The 23,286-nt window shown below is 73.2% G+C and carries 18 protein-coding genes and 1 riboswitch; of the genes, 5 read left to right on the plus strand and 13 right to left on the minus strand.

Annotated elements, in window-relative coordinates; translation table 11 throughout:
* The first annotated feature begins 27 nt into the window (after positions 1–27).
* Together ACIA8F_RS13890 and ACIA8F_RS13895 are read left to right on the plus strand one after the other, a co-directional pair.
* Positions 28–1,143 carry a MerR family transcriptional regulator gene (locus tag ACIA8F_RS13890; RefSeq protein WP_399378539.1) on the plus strand — a complete coding sequence of 372 codons (1,116 nt, stop codon included), beginning with the start codon at positions 28–30 and terminating at the stop codon, positions 1,141–1,143.
* Between the two features lie 68 nt (positions 1,144–1,211).
* Positions 1,212–1,373, plus strand: a complete 162-nt coding sequence (locus tag ACIA8F_RS13895) for a hypothetical protein (RefSeq protein ID WP_399378540.1) — start codon at positions 1,212–1,214, stop codon at positions 1,371–1,373.
* A 69-nt stretch (positions 1,374–1,442) separates the two neighbouring features.
* Here ACIA8F_RS13895 and ACIA8F_RS13900 read toward each other — a convergent pair whose 3' ends face one another.
* The 7 genes from ACIA8F_RS13900 to ACIA8F_RS13930 form a co-directional block, all read right to left on the minus strand.
* Positions 1,443–2,384 (minus strand): exopolyphosphatase, encoded by a 942-nt coding sequence (locus ACIA8F_RS13900; RefSeq protein WP_399378541.1) that lies wholly within the window; start codon positions 2,382–2,384, stop codon positions 1,443–1,445.
* Positions 2,381–2,956 (minus strand): DUF501 domain-containing protein, encoded by a 576-nt coding sequence (locus ACIA8F_RS13905; protein ID WP_399378543.1) that lies wholly within the window; start codon positions 2,954–2,956, stop codon positions 2,381–2,383. The genes ACIA8F_RS13900 and ACIA8F_RS13905 overlap by 4 nt, the downstream gene beginning before the upstream one ends.
* Positions 2,957–2,996: 40 nt before the next feature.
* Positions 2,997–3,485, minus strand: a complete 489-nt coding sequence (locus ACIA8F_RS13910; RefSeq protein WP_250737322.1) for a septum formation initiator family protein — start codon at positions 3,483–3,485, stop codon at positions 2,997–2,999.
* A gap of 99 nt (positions 3,486–3,584) precedes the next feature.
* On the minus strand, positions 3,585–4,871 hold the full coding sequence (gene eno, locus ACIA8F_RS13915; RefSeq protein WP_399378546.1) for a phosphopyruvate hydratase: 1,287 nt from the start codon (positions 4,869–4,871) through the stop codon (positions 3,585–3,587).
* A gap of 320 nt (positions 4,872–5,191) precedes the next feature.
* Entirely contained in the window at positions 5,192–5,899 is a 708-nt protein-coding gene (locus tag ACIA8F_RS13920; RefSeq protein ID WP_399378547.1) for a transglycosylase family protein, read from the minus strand.
* Positions 5,900–5,901: 2 nt separating this feature from the next.
* A riboswitch (cyclic di-AMP (ydaO/yuaA leader) is annotated at positions 5,902–6,073 on the minus strand.
* Between the two features lie 276 nt (positions 6,074–6,349).
* Positions 6,350–7,498: a transglycosylase family protein gene (locus tag ACIA8F_RS13925; protein ID WP_399378549.1), complete on the minus strand. Its 1,149-nt coding sequence runs from the start codon at positions 7,496–7,498 to the stop codon at positions 6,350–6,352.
* Between the two features lie 143 nt (positions 7,499–7,641).
* Positions 7,642–8,931 (minus strand): cytochrome P450, encoded by a 1,290-nt coding sequence (locus tag ACIA8F_RS13930; protein ID WP_399378774.1) that lies wholly within the window; start codon positions 8,929–8,931, stop codon positions 7,642–7,644.
* Positions 8,932–9,130: 199 nt separating this feature from the next.
* Here ACIA8F_RS13930 and ACIA8F_RS13935 point away from each other — a divergent pair, with 199 nt between their 5' ends.
* The gene (locus ACIA8F_RS13935) at positions 9,131–10,315 is read left to right on the plus strand and encodes a globin domain-containing protein (protein WP_399378550.1); all 1,185 of its coding nucleotides are present in this window, start codon (positions 9,131–9,133) and stop codon (positions 10,313–10,315) included.
* 33 nt (positions 10,316–10,348) lie between these two features.
* Here the strand turns inward: ACIA8F_RS13935 and ACIA8F_RS13940 are convergent, their stop codons facing one another.
* Both ACIA8F_RS13940 and ACIA8F_RS13945 read right to left on the minus strand, forming a co-directional pair.
* On the minus strand, positions 10,349–11,338 hold the full coding sequence (locus tag ACIA8F_RS13940; protein WP_399378552.1) for a nucleoside triphosphate pyrophosphohydrolase: 990 nt from the start codon (positions 11,336–11,338) through the stop codon (positions 10,349–10,351).
* Positions 11,339–11,368: 30 nt separating this feature from the next.
* On the minus strand, positions 11,369–11,989 hold the full coding sequence (locus ACIA8F_RS13945) for a SurA N-terminal domain-containing protein (RefSeq protein WP_399378554.1): 621 nt from the start codon (positions 11,987–11,989) through the stop codon (positions 11,369–11,371).
* Between the two features lie 176 nt (positions 11,990–12,165).
* Between ACIA8F_RS13945 and ACIA8F_RS13950 the strand changes: the two genes are divergently transcribed.
* Positions 12,166–14,583 (plus strand): YfhO family protein, encoded by a 2,418-nt coding sequence (locus ACIA8F_RS13950; RefSeq protein WP_399378555.1) that lies wholly within the window; start codon positions 12,166–12,168, stop codon positions 14,581–14,583.
* On the opposite strand, the gene ACIA8F_RS13955 is transcribed toward ACIA8F_RS13950, so the two are convergent.
* The 3 genes from ACIA8F_RS13955 to ACIA8F_RS13965 form a co-directional block, all read right to left on the minus strand.
* Positions 14,571–16,079, minus strand: coding sequence for a protein kinase (locus ACIA8F_RS13955; RefSeq protein ID WP_399378556.1), 1,509 nt, complete (start codon positions 16,077–16,079; stop codon positions 14,571–14,573). The two genes, ACIA8F_RS13950 and ACIA8F_RS13955, sit on opposite strands and share 13 nt — an antisense overlap.
* The gene (locus ACIA8F_RS13960; RefSeq protein ID WP_399378558.1) at positions 16,076–16,744 is read right to left on the minus strand and encodes a hypothetical protein; all 669 of its coding nucleotides are present in this window, start codon (positions 16,742–16,744) and stop codon (positions 16,076–16,078) included. The genes ACIA8F_RS13955 and ACIA8F_RS13960 overlap by 4 nt, the downstream gene beginning before the upstream one ends.
* 171 nt (positions 16,745–16,915) lie before the next feature.
* Positions 16,916–19,054 (minus strand): N-6 DNA methylase, encoded by a 2,139-nt coding sequence (locus tag ACIA8F_RS13965; protein ID WP_399378560.1) that lies wholly within the window; start codon positions 19,052–19,054, stop codon positions 16,916–16,918.
* 184 nt (positions 19,055–19,238) lie between these two features.
* Between ACIA8F_RS13965 and ACIA8F_RS13970 the strand changes: the two genes are divergently transcribed.
* Positions 19,239–19,400: an Rv0909 family putative TA system antitoxin gene (locus tag ACIA8F_RS13970; protein ID WP_399378561.1), complete on the plus strand. Its 162-nt coding sequence runs from the start codon at positions 19,239–19,241 to the stop codon at positions 19,398–19,400.
* Between the two features lie 111 nt (positions 19,401–19,511).
* On the opposite strand, the gene mfd is transcribed toward ACIA8F_RS13970, so the two are convergent.
* Positions 19,512–23,072, minus strand: a complete 3,561-nt coding sequence (gene mfd, locus ACIA8F_RS13975; protein WP_399378562.1) for a transcription-repair coupling factor — start codon at positions 23,070–23,072, stop codon at positions 19,512–19,514.
* Positions 23,073–23,286 lie beyond the last annotated feature (214 nt).

Raw genomic sequence — 23,286 nt, forward strand, 5'->3', positions numbered from 1 at the left:
CCCGGTCGAGGGACCAGGGTTCGGGGCGTGGAGAACGAAATGCGCAGCATCGGCGAAACGGCCCTCGACAGCGGGCTGAGCGTGAGTGCCCTGCGGTTCTACGACGGGGCCGGCGTGCTGGTCCCCGTCCGGGTGGATCCGGCGAGCGGGTACCGCTGGTACGGGCCCGAGCAGGTCGAGGAGGCCCGGCTGCTGGCCCGGCTCCGGCGGACCGGCATGCCCCTGGCGGACATCCGGCTCGTCCTGGCCGGCTGGGCCGGCGCGGACACCGATCTGGTCCGCGGCCTGCTCCGGGCGCACCTGCTCCGGCTCGAACGGGGCCTGTCCGATGCGCGCGCCGAGCTCTCCGCGATCCGCGCCCTACTCGACCGCCGGGAGACCCCCATGACCACGAGCACGACCACCCATTCCACCGCCGGTACGACCGCCCGGCTCACCCTGGCCGCGCCCGAGCTGGCCGCCGCGCTGGACGCCGTCCGGTTCGCCGTCGGCTCCGACCCCGAGCTGCCGGTGCTCGGCGGCATCCTCTTCGACATCGAGGACGGGGCGCTGCGCGTCGTGGCCACCGACCGCTACCGCCTGGCCGTCGCCCGCGCCGGGGCCGCCGGCCACTGCGGGCCCCGCCTCCAGCTCCTCGTACCCGCCCCCGTCGCCGATGCGATGCGGGCGCTGCTGAGCGAGGACGCCCCGGTCCTGCTCGGCGTGGACGGCGACCGGGTGGCCCTGGAGACCGAGTCGGGGGACCGCCAGGCGGCCGGCCGCTGCCTGGGCCACGAGTTCCCCGACTACCGCCGCCTCGTCGGCCTGCCCGCGGGGCGCCGCGTCCTCGTCGACGTCCCGGCCTTCCGCGCCGCCCTGGAATCCGGCCCCGTCCGCCCGGCCGAACGCGAACAGGACGGCGCGACCGGCGACGTCAGCGTCCTCAGGGTGACCCCCGGGGGCGGCATCTCCCTCGGCGCCGACGGCGACGACGACCCGGCCGACGTCGGCCTGAACCGCGCCTTCCTGCTGGACGCCCTCACGGCCGGAGCCCGGGACCAGCTGATCCTGGAGCTCGGCGCCCCGAAGACCCCCGTGGCGATCCGCCGCCCCGACGACGAGGAATCGTTCTCGCTCCTGATGCCGGTCCGCCTGGAGGGATAGGCCCGGGCAGGCGGCGCCTTGCCGGGGTTGTCGCCGCGTGCTTGCACCGCCGTGTGCACACTGGGCTCATGAGTGAGAACGCGGACTTCGGCCCACTCGACGAGGCGTACGACGAGCTCCTGGCCCGTGAGGCCGAGGCCGTACTGGCCGCGGGCGGGCCGACCGTGACCATGGCGGAGCTGCTGGCCCGTCTGTCCGGCGAACGGGGTCCGGTCCCCTTGGACGGCTGACCCCGACGGCGGGTGCCCCCGGCGGGATGGATCCGCCGGGGGCACCGGGCCGTGCGTTCGCTTGGGGCGTCAGGCGATGGACCAGGCGATTCCGTCGAGGATGTCGTGTTCCGAGACCACGACCTCGGTGGCGCCGACGCGCTCCATGATCGTCAGCAGGACCAGGGCGCCCGCGCCGATCACGTCGACCCGGCCCGGGTGCATCACCGGGATGGCCGCGCGTTCGGCGTGCGTCAGCGTCAGCATCCGCTCGCTGACCTCGCGGACCGTCTCGTAGGGGATCCGGGAGTGGTGGATGCGCGCCGAGTCGTACGCCTCCAGGCCCAGGGCGATCGCGGCGACCGTGGTCACCGAGCCGGCCAGGCCCACCAGGGTGCGCGCCTCCGCCAGCGGGACCGTCTCGGCGGCCAGGTCCAGCCCCGCCTCGATGTCGGCCCGTATCGCGGCGATCTGCTCCGCGGCCGGCGGGTCGGTGACGACCCCGTCCACCGTCAGGTGGCGCTCGGTCATCCGGACGCAGCCCACGTCGACGGAGCGGGCCGCCCGGACGTGCTCGGTACCGACCACGAACTCCGTGGAGCCGCCGCCGATGTCCACCACCAGGAAGGGGCGCTCCAGGTCGGTGCGGCCGGTCAGCTCGCCGGTGGCACCGGTGAAGGAGAACTCGGCCTCCTGGTCGCCGCTGATCACCTCGGGCTCGACGCCCAGGATGTCCAGGACGCCCCGGACGAACTCGTCCCGGTTCTCGGCGTCGCGGGAGGCCGAGGTCGCCACGAAGCGCACCCGCTCCGCGCCCAGCTCCTTGATCACCGCGGCGTACTCGCGGCAGGCCGCGAAGGTGCGCTCCAGCGCCTCCGGGGCCAGCCGGCCGGTCTTGTCGACGCCCTGGCCGAGCCGGACGACGGTCATCCGGCGGTCCAGGTCGATCAGCTCGCCGGTGGCGGGGTCGAGGTCCGCGACGAGGAGCCGGATGGAGTTCGTACCGCAGTCGACGGCGGCGACGCGGGTCACGCGTCCGCCTCCGTGGCGGCGCTCTCCGCGGCGGTCTCCGCGGCGGCCTTCTTCTCGCCGCACGGGGTGACGCAGGCGCCCTTGGCCCACCACTCGGGCAGCATCGCCAGGGCCTCGTCGCCGAACGGGTTCACGCCCGGGCCCGCGGCCAGGGAGTGGCCGACCAGCACGTGCAGGCACTTCACCCGGTCCGGCATGCCGCCGGCGCTCGGGAAGCCCTGGAGCACCTCGATGGCGTCGCGGCGGGTGATGTAGTCCTCGTGCGCGGCCCGGTAGGCGTCGGCCAGCTCCGGGTCCACGGCGAGGCGGGCCTGCATCTCCTTCATCACGCCGTTGGCCTCCAGCGTGCCGATCGCACCGGCGGCGCGCGGGCAGGTCAGGTAGTACAGCGTCGGGAAGGGGGTGCCGTCGGGGAGCCGCGGGGCGGTCTCCACCACGTCCGGCTGCCCGCAGGGGCAGCGGTGCGCGATGGCGCGGAGCCCGCGCGGGGGGCGGCCGAGCTGCTGTTCGAACGCCTCGATGTCGGCGGCGGTCGGCTCGGTCCGGTCGGTCTGGGGCGGGGGCGTCTGCATGCCTGGAGGAAGTCTTTTCGTTCTCGTGGATGGGTGGGACTCAGTCGCCCGGGCGGTCGGCCTTGTCGACGCCGTCCCAGACGTTGGAGTACCAGGGCCGGTCGGTGGCGGCCTGTCCGCTGCGGCGCTGCTCTCCCGCGGCGGCTCCGGGGTCGGTCATGATGTAGCTGATCTCCCCCGGCCGGACGAAGTGCAGGTGCTTGCGCGCCTGCTGCTCGGCGTACGCGTTGTCCTGCCAGCGGGCCTTCTCGTCGCGCAGCCGTTCCAGCCGGTCCCGCGCGGAGACGGCGTCCTTCTGCTGCTTCGCGATCTCCGAGCGCTGGGACACGTACTGGCGCATCGGATACGCGAGGGCGACGACCAGGGTACAGAGGACGAGCACGAGCAGGGCGGCCCGGCCGGTGAGCCGGCTGCGGCGGACCTGCCGGCGGGACTGCGAGCGGTACACGTGCGCCGCGGTCCGCTCACCGAGCTGCTTGAGCCTGGTCGCGGTCGAGAACGTGGCGAACCGGTCCCGGTTCCCGGCCATTGATCCGCCTCCCCTATATGCGCACGACGCACTACGTCCCCGCACACGGTACGGGACCGAGTGCGGGGACGTAGGGAGGCTTGCGCCCTAAAGGAGCGATCAGCCCTTGAAGCGCGGGAACGCGGAGCGGCCCGCGTACACCGCGGCGTCGTCGAGGATCTCCTCGATGCGCAGCAGCTGGTTGTACTTGGCGACGCGGTCCGAGCGGGCCGGGGCGCCGGTCTTGATCTGGCCGCAGTTCACGGCGACGGCGAGGTCGGCGATGGTGACGTCCTCGGTCTCACCGGAGCGGTGCGACATCATGCACTTGAAGCCGTTGCGCTGGGCCATCTCGACGGCGTCCAGGGTCTCGGTCAGGGAGCCGATCTGGTTCACCTTGACGAGCAGGGCGTTGGCCGAGCCCTCTTCGATGCCGCGGGCGAGACGCTCGGGGTTGGTGACGAAGAGGTCGTCGCCGACGATCTGGACCTTGGAGCCCAGGCGGTCGGTGAGGGTCTTCCAGCCGGCCCAGTCGTCCTCGAACAGCGGGTCCTCGATGGAGACCAGCGGGTACGCCTCGACGAGCTCGGCGTAGTAGTCGGTCATCTCGGCGGCCGAGCGGGACTTGCCCTCGAACTCGTAGCTGCCGTCCTTGTAGAACTCGGACGCGGCGACGTCGAGCGCGAGCGCGATCTGGGTGCCCGGGACGTAGCCGGCCTGCTTGATGGCCTCGACGATGAGGTCCAGCGCGGCGCGGTTCGACTCCAGGTTGGGGGCGAAGCCGCCCTCGTCGCCCAGACCGGTGGAGAGGCCCTTGGTGTGCAGGACCTTCTTGAGGGTGTGGTAGACCTCGGCACCCCAGCGAAGGGCCTCGGAGAAGGACTCCGCGCCGATCGGGGCGATCATGAACTCCTGGATGTCGACGTTGGAGTCGGCGTGCGACCCGCCGTTCAGGATGTTCATCATCGGAACGGGCAGCAGGTGCGCGTTCGGGCCGCCGAGGTAGCGGAAGAGCGGGAGGTCGGAGGCCTCGGACGCGGCGTGCGCGACGGCGAGGGAGACACCGAGGATGGCGTTGGCGCCGAGGGAGCCCTTGTTCTCGGTGGCGTCCAGGTCGATCATCGCCTGGTCGATCAGGCGCTGCTCGGTGGCGTCGTAGCCGACGAGCTCGGGGCCGAGCTGCTCGATGACGGCGAGGACCGCCTTCTCGACGCCCTTGCCCATGTAGCGGTTGGGGTCACCGTCGCGGAGCTCTACGGCTTCGAACGCTCCGGTGGAGGCGCCGGACGGGACTGCAGCACGGCCGGTGCTGCCATCGTCGAGGCCCACCTCGACCTCGACCGTGGGGTTGCCTCGGGAGTCCAGGATTTCCCGGGCTACGACGACGTCGATGGACGGCACGAGCATCTCCTTCTGGGATGTGACGCTGGGTGTGCGGTGGCATGTCAGGCCGTGGGATGGCCTTGCCGCTTAGAGCCTAACCGCCTCCGGGCACTCGGCCAGCCGACCGCCCGGGTCCTGGGACGAAAAAGGGCCTGAATGCCCCTCTTACAGGACATAGGGCCCTTGATCATCGGGATTCCGGAGGCTCCGTCAGGGCGGACGGACGCGCACACAGCACCGCCCGGCGCGAAGGGGGTTGCGCGCCGGGCGGTGGAATTGCGTGGTGGAGCTCCGTGCGGAACTACTGCGTGTCGCCAAAGCGGCCACGCCCGTTCTCACACGTTTCAGCTGAGGTTCAGCTTCTGACCCGGGAAGATCAGGTTGGCGTCCGAGACGATGTCCTTGTTCAGCTCGAAGAGCTTCTCCCAGCCGCCGGACACCTGGTTCGCGTCCGCGATCGCGCCCAGCGTGTCGCCGGACTTGACCTCGTAGGAGCCGTTGCCCGTCTTGGGGGCCTCGGTCTTCGGCGCGGCCGGGGCGGCCGGACGCTCGGAGCGGGTGGTCGGAGCCTCGGCGCGCTTGGTCTCCTTCTTCGGCGCGGCCTTCTTCTCCACCTTCGGCGCCGGCTTCGGCTGGGCCTTCGGCTTGGAGGGGGTCTCGGCCGAACCGCCGGTGTAGGAGGAGTTCGACAGGCCCACGCCGCAGGACGGCCAGGCGCCCTTGCCCTGGCCCTTGAGGACCTTCTCGGCGATGGATATCTGCTGCGACTTGGAGGCCTGGTTGGCCTGCGCGGCGTACGCCTTGCCGCCGTACGCGGCCCAGGTGGAGGACGTGAACTGCAGGCCGCCGTAGAAGCCGTTGCCCGTGTTGATGGACCAGTTGCCGCCGGACTCGCACGCGGCGACGCGGTCCCATTCGCCGGCGGTCGCGGCGGAAGCGGTGCCCGCAGCCATCAGCGGAGCCGCCACGGCGACACCGGCGACACCGGCGAGCGTGACGATGCGGACGGCCTTGGAGCCGCGACGGTGCTTGCCCTTGCCCGAAAGCAGCATGGAGTTCTCCTCACCGACGCCTACGAGGTGAGCTGTCGGGTTCGGGCGAGTGAGTGCCCGGCCGAGCGACCTAGCGCTCGACTTAACCCCTAGCCGGTTCCGTGACCGTCTCTCAACGGCCGGTTCCGGCGCCTACCTTGGTTCCCCCGCTCCTGCCTTCGGCGCTTTACGCGACGAGTGTTCCCTCCGTCCGCCGGCAGGATTCGGCGATGCGGTCGAAGGAGCCCGCGGTGGCGAGCGATTCAGAAGGTAGACAGGTCTCCCCCCGATGTTCAACGAGCAACATCGGGGGGAAACGGTGCCTACTTGCGCTCCCCGGAGGGACGTTTGCGCAGGTGAGGGCGGGGTTTGCGGAACCCTCCGGGCCTGACACGCCAGTTGACCTGAAGAGACACATGTCTCACTTACAGAAAACGGACAATCAGCTGGTTCCGGGCGCTTTAAGTACCCCTATTGGTGCGTTAGATCCAGGTTCTGGCCGGGCTTGATCAGGTCCGCATCGCCGCCGATGACCTGCTCGTTGGCCTCGTACAGCCCCTTCCAGCCGCCCTTCACTCCGTTGGCGTCCGCGATCGTGATGAGGCTGTCGCCCGCCTTCACGGTGTACGTCGGGTCCGACGCGGCATCAGACCCGGTCTGCGTCTCGACCGCGGCCTGGCCGCGGTGCTTGCCGCCGCCCTCGGTCGCGCCGGCGGTCGCCGGGGCGCTCGGGGTGGCCGCGTCGCCCGGTGCGGCCGGGGCCGTCGGGGCCGTGGGATCAACCGGGTTGACCGGATTTGTCGGGTTCGCGGAATTCCCCGGCCCGGCCGGGGAGGTCGGGTCCGCCGAGTCTGACGGACCGACGGGAGCCGTCGGCCCCACCGGCGCCGTCGGGCCGACCGGAGCGGTCGGGTCCACCGGTACGGACGGGTCCGCCGGCGCGGTCGGGTCCACGGACGGCGGCGGAGTCGTAGGGTCCGCCGGGGCGGTGGGGTCCGCCGGGCTCGTGGGAGCCGTCGGGTCGCCCGGGAGGCCGGGAGGCGGCACCTGGAGGTCCGGCGCGGGCATGACGGGCAGGTCGCCGGGCACGCCGATCGGATAGTCGGGCAGCTCCGAGCCCGAAGGGGACGGCGCGGCCGGGGCCGTGGGCGTCGGGGCCCCGAAGTCCGTGGAGAGGCTGCCCGAGCCCGTGTGGGGCACGGAGTCGTCCGGGCGGGACGGGGCGGCGGGGGCGGCGGATCCGGAGCCCCCGGGCAGGCCCGGGTCCACCACGGCGGCGGGCGCGTCCTGCGTCAGCCCGGCCGGCACCCCGCACAGCGGCCACGCCTGGGGGCCCTGGGAGGCCAGGACCCGCTCGGCCACGGCTATCTGCTGGGAGCGGCTGGCGAGGTCGGCGCGCTCGGCGAAGTCGAGCCCGCCCGCGTTCTTCCACTGCTCCTGGGTGAACTGCAGCCCGCCGTACGCCCCACCGCCGAAGTTGGCGCTCCACGTACCGCCGCTCTCGCATTCGGCGACCTTGTCCCATGTGGAGGTCTCCGCTGCGCTCGCGCCGGTGGCCGCGAGCAGCGGCAGGGCGAGGGCGGTGCCGGTGACTCCGGCGGTGACGACAAGTGCGGGCACTTGTCGGGGGCGTCTGTGGCGGCCGTTCCCGGAACGCATGAGGCTGCACCTTTCGCATAACGGCGGGGTAACGGCAGAACCTAGCGGCCTTCGAACGCCTGTCACAAGTTTGGGCAGCCAACTGACTTCGGGTCAGGCCGGTTTCAGGTGTTTTGGGCGGTGGATTCGGCGGTGAAGCGGACCGGGAGCGTCCGCAGCCCCCGCATGATGAGCCCACCGCGCCAGCGCAGCTCCTCGGGCTCCACGGCCAGTTCCAGGTCGGGCAGCCGCGTCAGCAGGGTCGCGAGCGCGGTCTGCCCTTCGAGCCGGGCCAGCGGGGCGCCCAGGCAGTAGTGGATGCCGTGCCCGTATCCGAGGTGCTGGTTGTCGGTCCGGGAGAGGTCCAGGGTGTCCGGGTCGGTGAACCGTTCGGGGTCCCGGTCGGCGGCCGCCAGGACCACCAGGACCGGGTCTCCGGCCGCGATGTCCTGACCGGCGAGCTCGAAGGCCTCGGTGGCGAACCGCCAGGTGGCCAGCTCCACGGGGCCGTCGTAGCGCAGCAGCTCCTCCACACCGGTGGCCAGCAGCCCACTCTCGCCGGCGGCGAGGGAGCTCTGGAGGCGTGCGCGCTGCTCCGGGTTCATGAAGAGGGAGTGGACCCCGTTGCCGATGAGGTTGACCGTGGTCTCGAAGCCCGCGAACAGGAGGATGAAGGCCATCGCGGTGGCCTCGGCCTCCGTCAGGTGGTCGCCGTGGTCGCTGGCCCGGATGAGATCGGAGATCAGGTCGTCGCCGAGGTCGTCGCGCTTGCGGTGGATGAGCTCGCCGAGATAGGTGCGCATCTGCTTCACGGACCGGGCCACCCCGCCGCGCGGGCCGCCGCCGTGCCGGATCATCATGCCCGCCCAGTCGCGGAAGTCGTCCTGGTCCTCTCGCGGTACACCGAGCATCTCGCAGATGGCGTAGATGGGGAGCGGGAAGGCGAACTCGTGGATGAGGTCGGCCTCCCCCTTCTCGCAGAACCGGTCGATGAGGTGGTCGGTCAGTTCCTGCACCCTCGGGGTGAACTCGGCGACCCTGCGCGGGGTGAACGCCTTCGACACCAGCCGGCGCAGCCGGGTGTGGTCCGGCGGGTCGATGTTGAGGAGGTGGGTCATCAGCTCCGCCTTGCGCTCCCCCGGGATGCCGGTGCGGCCCTTGGCGTGCGCGGAGCCCTCGTGGTGGGCCGGGTTCTTGCTGAGCCGCTGGTCGGCGAGGGCCTGGCGGGCGTCGGCGTACCGGGTGACGAGCCAGGCCTCGACCCCGCTGGGGAGCGTGGTGCGGTGCACGGGCGCGTGCTCGCGGAGCCAGGCGTACGCCGGGTACGGGTCGGTCGCGAACTCCCAGTCGAACAGGGTCGGCGGGGTGGATCCGGCGGCGGCCGCGGCGGCGGAGCCGCCCGCGGAACCGTCCACGGGCTGGTCGGCGGTGGGCTCTTCGGGGACTGCGGGGGTCTGCTCGTGCACCCGCAGACCGTATCCCGCCGGCCACCCGTGACCCCATATGAGCCGTTTATCGCGGCTGTCCGTAGATCGGCCGTGGCTTGACCTCACGTTCTTTGGCGTTCCTACTTTCGGTTTTGTGGATGTGAGGATCTTGAAAAGCAGCTTCGCGGTGGTGGAGAGACGGGCCGAGCATGCGGTCAAGTTCTTCTACTCCCACCTCTTCTGGCACAACCCCGGAGTCCGTGATCTCTTCCCGGCCTCCCCCGAGGACATGGAACGACAGCGGGACCGGCTCTTCGCCGCGCTCACCCATGTGATCGCCCACCTGGAGAACGAGACGCTCGTCCCCTATCTGCGCGACCTCGGCCGCGATCACCGCAAGTTCCTGGCGGGGCCCGAGCACTATGCGGCCGTGGGCATCAGCCTCATCGCCGCGCTCGCCGAGGCCTCCGGGTCCGCCTGGGATCCACAGGTGGAAAAAGCCTGGTCAGAGGCGTATCAGGTGATCGCCGACGCGATGATGGCCGGCGCTGCCGCCAGCGAGGACCCGCCCTGGTGGGACGCGGAAGTCGTACGCCACCTGCTGTACGGGGAGGACATCGGCGTCCTCACCCTCCGCCCGCACGCGCACTTCCCCCACGTCCCCGGCCAGTACGCGAGCGTGAGCAGCGACCGGGTGCCGACCACCTGGCGCACTTACTCCCTGGGCAACGCCCCCCGCGCCGACGGCACGCTCGACCTGCACGTCAGCCGGATCGAGGGCGGCCGCCTCAGCACGGCCCTGATCCGCGAGACGCAGCCCGGGGACGTGCTGCGGCTCGGCGCCGCCGGCGGGCAGATGACCTTCCGCCGCGAGGACCGCCCGGTCAGCTTCATAGCCGCCGGCACCGGCTGGGCCCCGGTCCGCGCCATGCTGGAGGACCTGGCGGAACACCCTCCCGATCAGGACGTGCGGCTCTTCGTCGTCGCACGGGACGCCGCGCACCTCTACGACCGCCCGCTCATCGACGCGTACGCGGACGCCCTCGGCTGGCTGAGCGTCACCTACATCACCCCCGCCCCCGGCCAGCACCGCAACCAGGCCACCGGCCGGCTGGCGACCGCGCTCAGCAACCGCGGGCTCTGGCCCGACCAGGACGTCTACTTGAGCGGTCCGCCGCAGTTCATCCGGGAGACCTCGTACCTCCTGGAGGAACTCGGCGCGCGCCCCGACCGGATCTTCTACGACTCCGTCCCGGCGGGCGGCCGGAACCAGGACGACGCAAACCGTCCGATGGGCTTCGGCGAGTGGTTCCTGAACCGCCCCGACCCCCACTGGCACAACCCGTCCGGCCGGGCTCCCCGGGAGTACTGACTCCGTTCTCGCGGGACCTCCCGCCGCTGAGGGCTACTCGCCGACGCCCTCGGCCGCTCGGATCGCGTTCCGGTAGGTCCGGGCCGCGGCGCGCAGTGCGGTTTCGGGGTCGGTGCCCGCCGCTTCGGCGCGTGCCGCCAGCTCCAGCAGTTCGTACCCGACGCCCTCCCCGCGGGGCAGGTCCACGGGTACCGCTCCCGCGCGGACACGGCCCGCCAGCTTGGACGCGAGGGCGAGTCCGGGCTGGCCGAGCGGAATGCCGTCGGTGACCGACTCCCGCTGCTTCTCCACCTGCTTGGTGCGCTGCCAGTGTGCGTTCACGTCCTCCGGGGTTTGCGCGGTCGCGTCGCCGAAGACGTGCGGGTGCCGGTGGATCAGCTTCTCGACGAGGGCTCCGGCCACGTCGTCGATGGAGAACGGCTCGTCCTCTTCACCGGGGCCGCCCTCCTCCGCGATGCGCGCGTGGAAGACCACCTGGAGCAGGACGTCGCCCAGTTCCTCGCGCAGTTCCTCGCGGTCGCCGGCCTCGATGGCTTCGACCAGCTCGTAGGCCTCCTCGATGGCGTACTTCGCCAGTCCCTCGTGGGTCTGCTCCGAGGTCCAGGGGCATTCTCGCCGGACCCGGTCCATGACCTGGACGAGGTCGAGCAGGCGTGCGCCGGGCAGGTCGTACGAGCCCGGCAGCAGCTCCAGGTCCGGTACGGCGACCCGGCCCGAGCCGGCGAAGCGGGCCAGCCCGTCGGTGAGCCGCCGGTCTCCCTCGCCGCTGAGCAGGACGACCACCGTCCGCCCGCCGGCGCACTCCCCGATCAGCGCCTGGGCGTCGGGGGCCTCGAGGGCGACCTCGACGCCCGCCTCGCGCAGGTAGGGCAGCTGGACGTGGTCCGGGTCGGCGCACAGGACCCGGTCCGCGGTCTGCAGGGTCTGCCAGGCCGGCCAGGAGAGGATGCCGGGGGCCACCCGGTGGCTCGTGGTCAGCAGCACGATGCGGCCGGTGGGCTCGGAGGACACGTCGTCAGTCACCCTCCGAACCTACCGCGCCGCCCCGAGCGCTCAGGCCCCGGCCGGAGCCTGCTCGGGCCGGGTGACCTGGGTGATCCACGGGGTGGAGTGCTCGCCGAGGGTGACCCGCTGGGCGTCCCAGACGCCGTAGCGCGGATTGACCTCGATGCCGAGCTTGGCCGCGGCCTTCGCGGCGGGCTCGGCGAGCTTGCCCTCGCCGTACTTGGCGTTCAGCTTCTCGAAGAGCACCTGGTCCCGGACCCAGCGCTCGATCTGGTCGGGCGCGACGGCGGCCTTCTGCAGGATGGCCTCCTCGAAGGCGGCGGCCCCGCGGTTGCCCTCGTCGTACGCCTTGCGGGCGTCCTGGAGCTCCTTGGGGGTGACGGCGATCCCCGCGTCCTTCGCCATCCGGTCGAGGATCCGGCTCTGCAGCATCGTGCTGAGCTTGACCCGGTCGAGCTGCGGGACGGCCGCGATGAGCTCGGCCGCGTGTTCGGAGCGGTTCTGGGCGGTACGGACGTCGTTCACCTGGGCCTGGAGCGCGGAGGTGGTGATCCGTTCGCCGCCGATCACGGCCGCGGTGCCGGGGCGGGCTTCGCCCGAGCACGCGGACAGCAGAGGGGCCGCCAGGAGCAGGGCGGCGGAAACGGAGAGCGCTGTGCGACGGTGCAAAGGAGCCTCCAGGGCCGGGAGATTGTGCTTCGGTGCACAAGGGCCGTGCGGTGATCGATGTTATGCAGTCGAGGTGGTCAGAGCCACCGGTTCGACCAACGATTCCGGGGGTGTTGGGGTTCGCGCCCACCGATGGCCACCCTTCGGCCCACCGGGAGTGCCAGGGTCGGCCCACCATGTCGACACCGCACCGCTCCCCGCGCCGCCCCGGTCTGCTCGGCTCGGCGCTCGCCGCCCTGGTCACGGCGGTGGCCGTGGGCGCCGGAGACGCCGTGGCGCGCGTCTTCCCGTACGGGCCCCGCCACCGCAGCGTCAACGACCTCGGCAATCAGTTCGTGCCCTTCCACGCGCACCTGTGGGACCTGCTGCACGGGCGCGCCGGGGGCGGGCTGCTGCTGAACTGGCAGTCCGGCTACGGGACCAGCTTCCTGCCCGACTTCGGGACGTACCTGTCCAGCCCGTTCGCGGTGCTCGTGGCGCTGTTCCCGCGCGCGGACATCGACCTCGCGGTGTACGTGGTCACCGTGCTCAAGACGGCGGCCGCGGCGGCGGCGATGGCCTGGCTGCTGCGCACCCAGCGGCGCGGACCGGTGTGGGCGGCGGGGCTGCTGGGGGCCTCGTACGCACTGTGCGGCTGGTCGGTGATCGAGGCCTCGTACAACCCGATGTGGCTGGACGGGCTGATCGCCCTCCCGCTCCTGTGTCTGACGGGTGAGTGGGCGCTGCGCTCGCGCCGGCCGGCCGCGGCCGTGGTGGTCGTGGCGCTGTGCTGGACGGCGAACTTCTACACCGCCTACATGGCGACCCTGGGCGCCGTCCTGGTGCTGCTGGTCCGGCTGCTCACCCGGGAGGGCGCGAAGGAACGGCTACGGGTCCTCGCGCGGGCGGCGCTGACAACCGCGCTGGGCGTGGCCCTGTCGGCTCCGGTGCTCGTTCCCCTCTTCCTCAGCTCGCAGCAGGCCTACCCGGGGTGGTCCAAGCCCTTCGTACCGGTGGCCACCGAGGACCTGCTGGCCCGGCTGCTGCCCGCCACCTACTCCTTCTCCTCCCCCGCCCTGTTCATCGGCACCGGGACATTGCTGCTCGCGGCGGCCCTGCCCTTCCACCGGGCGGTGGCCGGGCGGGAGCGGCTGGTGTGGACGGGGCTGGTCCTGCTGGTGCTGCTCTCCTTCCAGTGGCTGCCGACCCACCTGGCCTGGCACCTCTTCGCGACGCCCAACGGCAGCCCCTACCGGCAGACCTTCGTGCTGGCCGGGATCGTGGTGATGGCCGCCTGGGCGGGGCTGTCGGCCGGCCCGCCCGGGCCGTGGGCGCTGGCGGGCGGCGCGGCGGTGCTGGCGGCCGTACTGCTCGCGGCGAGCGGGAGCCGGCTGGCGACCGGCTGGGGCCTCGCCCTGTCCGGCGGCGGCCTGGTCCTGGCGGTCGCCGCCTGGTGGGCGCTGCGCCACCGGCGCCTGGCCCTGCCCGCGGCGGCCGTGCTGGCGCTGGTGCTGATGGCCCAGGCGGCGGCGACCACCGCCAACGGAGAGCGGGGCAAGCTGGCGGGCCTGGACGACTACCCGGTGTGGGGCGCGGCGCACACCGCGCGCGCCGGAGCCCTGGCGGGAGCCGAGGGGTGGCCCGCGTACCGCACGGACGCCGGGCGGCCCGCGCTGACCGGCAACGACCCGATGCTGCTGGGCGGGGAGGGCGGCGCGTACTACAGCAGCCACACCCCGGACCTGTTCACCCGGACGATGGCGGCCCTCGGAGCGGGCTGGACCTCGCGCGGCCGCAACGTGCAGAGCCTCGACAACCCGGTGACGGACGCCGTGTTCTCCGTCGGCGCCCGGCTGCGGCCCGACGGCACGGTCGCGCGGGCCGAGGTGCCGCCGCTGGTCACCGTCCGCCCGCCGGGCCCGGAACCGGCCTACGGGGCCTCGCCCTTCGCCAACCAGGAGCTCCTGCTCGGTGCCCGGGTGTACGAGGACCCGCTCTCCCCCGGGGTCTGCCGGGCGGGGACCGAGGCCTTCCTGTCGGCCCCGGAGTACAACGGGACGGCCCGCCTCACGGACGGGCCGGCCTTCCGGCTCAACGCCCGCCCGCCGCGCAACAGGGCGGCCCTGCAGCCCCTGGGGGCCTCCCGGGGCCCGGGCTCGGCGCTGGTCTTCGAGCAGGGGGCTCCGGTGCACTGGCAGCTGGCCTGCCTGGACCGCTCGCTGCTGACCGCGGCCGTGGCCCGGCTGCGCGCCACCGCGGCGGTGTCCGTACGGGCCGGCTCCTCGGGCGTCCGTGCCGTGCTCCCGCCGGGCAGTACCGGCACCGCGGTGCTGTCCGCCCCCGCGATCGCGGGCTGGACCTGCAACGGCCGCCCGGCCGCGGCCCGGCTGGGCCTGGTCGCGGTCCCGCTGGACGGCCGGACCACCCACCTGAGCTGCACCTTCCGGCCTCCGGGCCTGGTCCCGGGCGCGGTGGCCGCGGGGGTGGCCCTGCTGGTCCTGGCGGCCCTGCTGGGACGGTCCGGCCGGCCCGGCCCGCTCGCGGCGGGCCGCCGGGATCGGCGTCCGCGTCCACGGGCGGCTGCCCTGACCCGGTCGGAGCGTCAGCGGACCTGACCCAGCCAGTGCAGGGTGCGGCGGACCTCCTCGGTGAAGGGGTGGTTCGGGCCGTGCAGGCGTTCCCCGTCGAAGAGGAGGCGGGCCAGGGTGTCGTGGGCCGCCGGGCGGTCGCCGAGGGAGAGCAGCAGGTGCGCTATGCGGCGGCGGACCTCCAGCGGGAGGCCCGGGTCCGGGTTCGCGTAGTGGTTCTCGAAGAGCGGCAGCAGCGCCCGGTACTCGGCCAGGGCCGCCGCCGGTTCCCCGAGCTGTTCCAGGCACTGGGCCGCGTCGTAGCGGAAGCGCAGGGCCTGCGGGTCGCCGGCCGGGAACTCCTCGGCGAGCCGCCGCAGTTCGGGCAGGGCGCGGCGGTACTGGCCGTCGTCCATCAGCGTGGCCGCGTACTGCTTGCGCAGGGAGCGGACCACCGGCGAGTGCGCGCCGTGCTGCTCGGCGGCCGCCGGGAGGATGCCGCCGAGGATGTCCACGGCCTGGGTGAGCATGCCCTGGTCGAGGAGCTTCTTGGCCTCCTCCACGGCTGCCGGGACGTCCGGCCGCGGCGGCGGGGGCGGGGTGGCCGGCCGGGGCGGGATCACGGTGGCGCGGTCGGGCCAGGGGGCCTGCGGGCGCAGGAAGGGCCGGGTCGGGTCGAGGGGGCCGGTGGGGGCGCCCGAGCCGCGGTGGGGCAGCAGCGGCGCGAGGGCGGCGTAGACCGCCTGGGCGGAGGCGGGCCGGTCCTGCGGGTCCTTGGCCAGCAGGTTCAGCAGGACGGCTTCCAGCTGCTGCGGCACCTCGGGGCGCAACTGGCGCACCGGGAGCGGGGGTTCGTACAGGTGGCGGTGGAGCACGCCGAGCGCCGTGGAGCCGGCGAAGGGGACGTTGCCGGAGAGCAGCTCGTAGAGGACCACGCCGAGCGCGTAGAGGTCGGTGTGCGGGCCGACGGCCCCGCCCATGGCCTGCTCGGGGGCCATGTACGCGGGGCTCCCGATCGGCGAACCGGTGCTGGTGAGGCGGGTGGTGTCGGTGTCCATCACGGAGGCGACACCGAGGTCGAGGACCAGGACGGTCCCGTCGGGGCGGACCATGACGTTGCGCGGCTTCAGGTCGCGGTGCACGATCGGCACCGCGTGCACGGCGGAGAGCACCGAGCACAGCTGCGCGATCACCGAGACCGCCCACGGCCACGGATAGGGGTCGTGCTCGGCGAGGTGGTCGGCGAGGTCGGCGCCCTCCACGTACTGCATGACGAGGTACAGCTCGTCCCCGTCGCTGCCCGCGTCGTACACGGTGACCAGGCCGGGGTGGTCGACCTGCGCCGTGACCCGGCATTCGCGCACGAAGCGGCGGCGCAGCTCCTCGGCCACGGAGCCGGGGCCCGCCACCTTGTCGGGGCGCAGCAGCTTGACCGCGACGCGGCGGTCCAGGCGCCGGTCGTACGCCGTCCACACCTGGCCCATGCCGCCCTGGCCCAGGATGGTGGCGAGCTGGTAGCGGTCCCCGATGAGCCGGTCCGTCACGGGCGGGGGTCCTCGTCACGGGGCGGCTGCTGGCGGCGCAGGAGCTCGCTGAGCTCGTCGAGTTCGGCGCGGACCTGCCCGATGCGCGGGGGCGGGGTCGGGGCGGGCGCGGACTCGGGGGCCGGCTGCGGGGCGGGGTGCTGCGGCCGGTGGGTGGGCTGCTGGGGGTGCGGCTGGGACTGGTGGGACTGCTGGGACTGGTGTTGCTGCGGGGCGGGCTGGGACACCGGCGGGTACCCGTAGGCGGGCCCGGCCTGCTGCTGGGGCGGTACGTACGGGGAGGCGGGCGGCGGGTACCAGCCGGCCGCGCCGGGCCCGGCCTTGAGCGCCTCGAAGTGCCGGATGTCGGCGACGAGGTAGTAGATGCACACCACGAGGCCGTTGATCAGCGTGCCGAAGGCTCCCGCATTGCCCTGCGGGCCGCTGGCGTCGGCGCTCGGGTCCGCGCCGATCAGCGCCAGCGACAGGACCTCGACCGCGACGCAGGCCCCGAGCAGCCACCAGTCCCGGGACTTGCGGGTGACCAGCGCGAGCCGCAGCATCGTCCCCCAGGCGAGGAACCCGCAGCTCAGGATCGGCAGCAGCGCGAACAGCACGCGCAGCGCCACCACGCTCCCGGTGGCGGGCTGGTGACCGTGGGGCGGCGGAGTGCCGGGGCCGTGCATCGCTGCTCCTGACGGGCCGTGCGGAGGAAGGGCGGAGAAAGTGCGGAAGGACGAGGAAGTGCGGAGGATTCCGGGTCAGAGCGTATACAGCGTTCCCGGCCGGGAGTGAGGGGATGCGCTCAACCGTTGTACGGTCGCAGCCCAATCGATCCACCGCCCCGGCCGGGACGGTCATTCGGGCCGGACCGTGCCGTCCGACAGCCCGTCGTACAGCCCCTGGACGAGCTGTTCGCCGAGCCGGGCGGCCAGCCTGAGGGCGTCCTCGAACTCGGCCAGGGCGCGGAACCGCGCCCCGTAGACCTCCTGCTCGGTCCGCGGCAGCCGGGGCAGTTCGAGGCGGCGCACGTCCAGCCGGGTCGTGGTGGAGGCGTGGCTGCTCGCGCGGCGGTTGTTGGCGGTGGCGCGCAGGAACCCGGCCAGGAACCAGGGGTCCAGCGCGGCCCGATCGGGCCGCAGCAGCTGCAGGCCCCGGCCGAGGGCGGCCCCGGCGGTGGCCGCGTCCACCACGCGGACCACGCCGGCGCCCCCGGTGAGCGGGACGACCACGTCACCGGGTGCGGTCAGCAGCGGCGGCTCCGCGGCGGCGGCCAGGGTCCCGGAGGGCCCGGTCCCGGCGCTCACGTCGTACTCGGTCAGGACGGCCGCCCGGCCCGCACCGCTGCCCGTGCCCGTGTGGAGGAGCAGGGCTCCGGCGCGGGCGAGCTCGCCGACGGTGGTCAGCGGCAGCCGGGCGGGCTCGGCGGCAGCGGCCCCGTCCGGGGCGGCGCCGGGAGGTGCGGGCGGGGCCGCCGGGGTGAGCCCGGCCGCGCGGGTCAGCGTGGAGTCCAGCCGGTCCCGTACGGCCGTCAGCTCGGCCAGGCCGCCGCCCGCGGCGGGCGGCGGCAGGTGGCGGGCCGGGGTCAGGTCCACATCGTCGTCGAGCAGGTCCACGACGGGCACCACCCGGCGCACGCCCGGGACCTCCGGGAACCCGGGAGCCGGGCCGCCCCGGTCGTACGCCGTCCAGGCCTCCTCCACCGCGCTGTGCACGGCGGCCCAGCCGGCCCGCCCCGGCCCGGGGCCGTCGGCGAGTGCGGCGGTGTCCACGAGGAGCAGCCCCGCGGGGGGCGCCGGCTGCGGGGCGGGCCTGCGCAGCACCCACAGGTGCAGCGGGATCCCGTACGGCGGCGCGGCGCCCGCCGGGAGCGCGACGACGGCCCGCAGCGCGCCCCGGCGCAGCAGGTCGGCCCGGATCCGGCGGCCGGAGCGGCGGGCCGCGGCGGCGGGGGGCATGAGCAGGACGGCGGTGCCGCCCTCGCGCAGGTGGGCCAGGGCGTGCTGGACCCAGGCGAGTTCGGATTCCGCGCGGGCCGGCAGTCCGTACTCCCAGCGCGGGTCGTAGGCCAGTTCCCCGTGGCCCCAGTTGCGTTCGTTGAACGGCGGGTGGCAGAGCACGGCGTCGACCGCTTCGGCGGCGGGCCGCGCGAAGGCGTCGGCGCGCAGGCTGTCGGCGGCGGCGGCGCGGACCGGGGCGTCCGACTGCAGGGCGAGGCGCAGGGCGGCCAGGGAGGCGAGCTCGGGCGAACTGTCCTGCGCGTAGCGGGTGGTGGCCCCGGGGACGGCCCGCAGCAGGGTGCCGGTGCCGCAGGCGGGGTCCAGGACCGTGAAGGGGGCCGGGCCGGCCGGTCCGGTGCTCGCGCCGGAGGGGGGTCCGGCGAGGGCGGCCATGAGGGCGGCCAGGCCGTCGGGAGTGAGCGTGTACTGGCGGGGGTTGGCTTCGAGGTGGCGGCCGAGCAGGAACTCGAAGGCTCCCCTGGTGCCGAGCTCGGCGGCGAGCTCGGCCGCGGCCCGCAGGAAGGGCACCGCGCCGGGCGTCAGGGGGGCGGCGGTTGCGAGCGGGTGCGCGGGCCCGAACCGCAGGGCGAGCACCCGGTCGAGGGCGGGCGCCAGCAGGATGGCCATCCGCTCGTCGGAGACCGCCGAGGCCTCGAGCCACTCCCTGGGCCGGTCGCGTACGAGGAGCAGCGCGCTCCCGGCCCTGACGAGCGCGGCCACGGAGCCGCCGGGGTGGGCGGCGACGTACTGCCAGACGCGCTCGCGCAGCGGGACCTCGGCGAGCTTGCCCTGGGCCCGGAGCCAGTCGGTGACCTGCGCCAGCGCGAAGGAGGGACTGGCCTCGGTGCCACCGACGGGCCGCGGGAAGTCACCATGCCGACGGCGCCAGTTGCTCACGGCGGCCCGCCCGACTCCGGCAAGCCGGGCGATCCCGGCGGCGGTCACTTCGGGGGCGGGGGCGGCTGGGGCCTCGGTGAGGGGCTTCTGCTCCGGCATGTGCGCGAGCGTACCGGCGCACCGTGGAGAGACCTGTTCACACGGTGAATTCAACAATGCATCGACATTGCGTTGCTTCGGTTCACATGCCTGCGGGCGATTACGGGATGTTCCGACCTCCCAACGAGCGAACCACCCCGAACGGGCGTAGCGTCGCAAAAGGGATCACGGAAGGAGCCCGGGCATGGGAATTTTCGACAGGTTCAAGGACAAGGGCAAGGACATCTCCGACAACCTCGAACAAGAGGCCAACGAGAAGACCGGCAACAAGTACGCGGACCAGATCGACAAGGCCCAGCAGACGATGGAAGAGAAGCTCCGCATCGACGACGACCCGAACAAGTAGCCCCCGCGGGAACCCGAACGGCCGCGACCGGGGACCGGAAGGTCCCCGACGCGGCCGTCGCCGTGTCCACGGGCGCCGTGATCACGAGCTCCTACGAGCCCCTACGAGCCCCTACGAACCGAGGATCGTGGCGAGGAACTCCCCGGTCCAGCCCAGCAGTTCCCGTCCGACCAGCGGCTTCCCGCCCACCCGGGCGGTCTTCGGCCGCGGCACCAGCACCTGCGAGGCGGCCGGCTTGATCACCGAGCCCGGGTAGAGCCGCTTCAGCCGCAGCTCCTGCGATTCGCGCAACTCCACCGGCCCGAAACGGATGTTGGGGCCCTGGAGGGTGATGTCGCCGACCCCGCAGGCGCGGGCGAGCATCCGCAGTCCGGCCACCAGCAGCAGGTTCTCCACCGGCTCCGGCAGCTTGCCGTAGCGGTCGGTGAGCTCCTCGCGGACCGCCTTGACGTCCTCCTCGGAGTTGGCCGCCGCGATGGACCGGTACGCCTGGAGGCGCAGCCGCTCGCCCGGCGCGTAGTCGTGCGGGACGTGCGCGTCCACCGGCAGCTCGATCTTGACCTCGAGCGGCGGCTCCTCCTCGACCTGGCCGTCGACGGCCGACCGGTAGTCGGCAACGGCCTCGCCGACCATCCGGATGTACAGGTCGAAGCCGACGCCCGCGATGTGGCCGGACTGCTCGCCGCCGAGCAGGTTGCCCGCGCCGCGGATCTCCAGGTCCTTCATCGCCACGTACATGCCCGCGCCCATCTCGGTGTGCTGGGCGATCGTCGCGAGCCGCTCGTGCGCGGTCTCGGTCAGCGGCTTCTCCGGCGGGTACAGGAAGTACGCGTACCCGCGCTCGCGGCCGCGCCCCACGCGGCCGCGCAGCTGGTGGAGCTGGGAGAGGCCGAAGTTGTCGCCGCGCTCGACGATGAGGGTGTTGGCGTTGGAGATGTCGATGCCGGACTCGACGATCGTCGTGGAGACCAGCACGTCGAACTTCTTCTCCCAGAAGTCCACCACGACCTGTTCCAGGGCCTGTTCCGACATCTGGCCGTGGGCCGTCGCGATGCGCGCCTCGGGCACGATCTCGCGGAGCTTGGCGGCCGCCCGGTCGATGGACTCGACCCGGTTGTGGATGTAGAAGCACTGGCCCTCGCGGAGCAGTTCGCGGCGGACCGCGGCGCCGATCTGCTTCTCCTCGTAGGGGCCGACGAAGGTGAGGACCGGGTGGCGTTCCTCGGGCGGGGTGGTGATCGTGGACATCTCGCGGATGCCGGTCACCGCCATCTCCAGGGTGCGCGGGATGGGGGTCGCGGACATCGTCAGCACGTCGACGTTGGCGCGCAGCTTCTTCAGCTGCTCCTTGTGCTCGACGCCGAACCGCTGCTCCTCGTCGACGATGACCAGGCCCAGGTCCTTGAACCTGGTCTCCTGCGAGAACAGCCGGTGCGTGCCGATGACGATGTCGACGGAGCCCTCGCGCAGGCCCTCCAGCGTGGCCTTGGACTCGGTGTCGCTCTGGAAACGGGACAGCGCCTTCACCTTGACGGGGAACTGCGCGTACCGCTCGGAGAAGGTCCCGAAGTGCTGCTGCACCAGCAGCGTGGTCGGGACGAGGACGGCGACCTGCTTGCCGTCCTGGACCGCCTTGAAGGCGGCGCGCACCGCGATCTCGGTCTTGCCGTAGCCCACGTCTCCGCAGATCAGGCGGTCCATGGGGACCGACTTCTCCATGTCCTCCTTGACCTCGGCGATGGTGGTGAGCTGGTCGGGGGTCTCCGCGTACGGGAAGGCGTCCTCCAGCTCGCGCTGCCAGGGGGTGTCGGGGCCGAAGGTGTGGCCGGGGGCCGCCATGCGGGCGCTGTAGAGCTTGATCAGGTCGGCGGCGATCTCCTTGACCGCCTTCTTCGCGCGCGCCTTGGTCTTGGTCCAGTCGGCGCCGCCGAGCCGGTGCAGGGTCGGGGCCTCGCCGCCGACGTACTTGGTGACCTGCTCCAGCTGGTCGGTGGGGATGTAGAGGCGGTCGCCGGGCTGGCCGCGCTTGGCCGGCGCGTACTCGACGAGCAGGTACTCGCGGGTGGCGCCCTGCACGGTGCGCTGCACCATCTCGATGTAGCGGCCGACGCCGTGCTGCTCGTGGACGATGTAGTCGCCGACCTCCAGGGTCAGCGGGTCGATCGTCTTGCGGCGCCGGGTCGGCATCCGGCCGAGGTCCTTGGTGGCGGTGCGCTGGCCGGTCAGGTCGGTCTCGGTGAGCACGGCGAGCTTGAGGACCGGGTCGACGAAGCCGTTGTCGAGGGAGCCGCACGAGACGTGGACCAGCGAGGGCTCCAGGTCGGTGACGTCCGCCTCCAGGCGGGCCGCGATGCCCTCGCCGCCGAGGACCTCGACGGTACGGGCGGCCGGCCCGTGGCCCTCGGTCAGGTAGACGGTGCGCCAGCCGTCGGCGAGCCAGGCCTTGGTGTCGGCGAGCGCCCGGGTGGTGTCGCCGCGGTAGGCCTCGGGGGCGTGCATGCCGAGGCTGAGGGTGTCGCGGCCGACCGCGCCCGCCGCGTCAGCGGCATATGTCAACGTCTCGTCCGCCGCGAAGGGGGACACCGACCACCACATCATGCCGAGCTCGCGCGCGTGGTCCCGTACGTCGGCGATCCCGCGGAGCGAGGCCGCGCCCACGTCGATGGGGGCCTCGCCGCCGCCGGCGGTGGCGGCCCAGGAGGCCATCAGGAACTCCTGCGAGGTCGCCACCAGGTCCGAGGCCCGCGTGCGCACCCGCTCCGGGTCGCACACGACGGCCATGGCGCCGGCGGGCAGGACGTCGATCAGCAGCTCCATGTCGTCGACCAGGACCGGGGCCAGGGACTCCATGCCCTCGACGGCGATGCCTTCGGCGATCTTGTGCAGCAGTTCGCCGAGCTCGGGGTGGAGCTCGGCGAGGGCCGCGGCGCGCTCGCGGACCTGGTCGGTGAGGAGCAGTTCCCGGCAGGGCGGGGCCCACAGGCCGTGTTCGGCGATCTCCAGGGAGCGCTGGTCGGCGACCTTGAAGTAACGGATCTCCTCGACCTCGTCGCCCCAGAACTCCACGCGCAGCGGGTGTTCCTCGGTGGGCGGGAACACGTCGAGGATGCCGCCGCGCACCGCGAACTCGCCGCGCTTCTCGACGAGCTCCACCCGGGCGTACGCGGCTGCGGCGAGCGCCTGCGTCACCGCGCCGAGGTCCACGCTCTGGCCCTGGCGCAGGCTCACCGGGACCAGGTCGCCGAGCCCCTTGACCTGCGGCTGGAGCACGGAGCGGATCGGCGCGACGACCACCGAGACCGGTCCCGCGGCGGGGTCGTCCTTGCTCGGGTGCGCGAGGCGGCGCAGGACGGCGATCCGGCGGCCCACGGTGTCGCTGCGCGGACTGAGCCGTTCGTGCGGCAGCGTCTCCCAGGAGGGGTACTCCGCCACCTCGTCGGGGGGCAGCAGGGACCGCAGTGCGGCGGCCAGGTCCTCCGCCTCCCGTCCGGTGGCGGTGACCGCGAGCACGGTCCGCTGGGTCCGGGCGGCGAGCGCGGCGATGGCGAAGGGCCGGGCGGCGGCCGGGCCGACGAGGTCCACGTGCATGCGGTTGCCGTCCCCGGCCGCGGTGACCGCCTCGGCGAGTGCGGGGTCCCGGGTGACGGCATCGAGCAGTCCGTGCAGGCTCATGAAGGCGGCTTTCCATCCGATGAGGTGCGGCGCGTCCCCGCGGGGCGGCAACGCGAAGGACCCGACACGTCGAACGGGCCGGGGGTACCCACCCTACGACGCGGCTCCGACACCCGCGCGTGGGATTCGCATCCCCCGCGGGGGTGAAGGAACTGGCGCGGACTGAGCCAACCTGATTACGCTTAGCCCGGCGGTTAGTCCACCTTCCCCATGT

Source organism: Streptomyces sp. NPDC051563 (assembly GCF_044454225.1).
In the GTDB taxonomy this organism is placed as follows: domain Bacteria; phylum Actinomycetota; class Actinomycetes; order Streptomycetales; family Streptomycetaceae; genus Streptomyces.

Bases quoted from the DNA above. Each gene is read 5' to 3' on its own strand.
- ACIA8F_RS13950 (WP_399378555.1), top strand. From the start codon at position 12,166: ATGTCGACACCGCACCGCTCCCCGCGCCGCCCCGGTCTGCTCGGCTCG.
- ACIA8F_RS13910 (WP_250737322.1), bottom strand. From the start codon at position 3,485: ATGGCCGGGAACCGGGACCGGTTCGCCACGTTCTCGACCGCGACCAGG.
- ACIA8F_RS13895 (WP_399378540.1), top strand. From the start codon at position 1,212: ATGAGTGAGAACGCGGACTTCGGCCCACTCGACGAGGCGTACGACGAG.
- ACIA8F_RS13965 (WP_399378560.1), bottom strand. From the start codon at position 19,054: ATGCCGGAGCAGAAGCCCCTCACCGAGGCCCCAGCCGCCCCCGCCCCC.
- mfd (WP_399378562.1), bottom strand. From the start codon at position 23,072: ATGAGCCTGCACGGACTGCTCGATGCCGTCACCCGGGACCCCGCACTC.
- ACIA8F_RS13970 (WP_399378561.1), top strand. From the start codon at position 19,239: ATGGGAATTTTCGACAGGTTCAAGGACAAGGGCAAGGACATCTCCGAC.
- ACIA8F_RS13960 (WP_399378558.1), bottom strand. From the start codon at position 16,744: ATGCACGGCCCCGGCACTCCGCCGCCCCACGGTCACCAGCCCGCCACC.
- ACIA8F_RS13920 (WP_399378547.1), bottom strand. From the start codon at position 5,899: ATGCTGCTTTCGGGCAAGGGCAAGCACCGTCGCGGCTCCAAGGCCGTC.
- eno (WP_399378546.1), bottom strand. From the start codon at position 4,871: ATGCTCGTGCCGTCCATCGACGTCGTCGTAGCCCGGGAAATCCTGGAC.
- ACIA8F_RS13905 (WP_399378543.1), bottom strand. From the start codon at position 2,956: ATGCAGACGCCCCCGCCCCAGACCGACCGGACCGAGCCGACCGCCGCC.